Raw genomic sequence first — 264 nt, forward strand, 5'->3', positions numbered from 1 at the left:
ACCTTTCTTCAAAACAGCCGAACTTTAAAACTTGGTTAGTCGATCCAGACGGTTCGGGCATTTATTCCTATTTGAAAGAGGGCACCTATCAATCCAACGGAAGTTCGTTCACAGAAGGGATAGGTATCATGAGACTGGTTGAAAACTTCAAACAAGCAAAAATCAATCACGCAATCACCTTACCCGATCAGGATCTAGTGACTATATCGCGCATTGTTGCAGAGCAAGATGGCATTCTTTTGGGAAGCAGTTCTTCGTTAAATG

The 264-nt window shown here is 42.0% G+C and carries 1 pseudogene; it reads left to right on the forward strand.

The annotated features are described in order from the left end of the window. A pseudogene (locus tag AB4585_RS28915) lies at positions 1-264 on the forward strand (cysteine synthase); the annotation flags it as partial.

It is taken from the genome of Vibrio sp. 10N.222.49.C9, from assembly GCF_041474985.1.
GTDB lineage: Bacteria > Pseudomonadota > Gammaproteobacteria > Enterobacterales > Vibrionaceae > Vibrio > Vibrio crassostreae_C.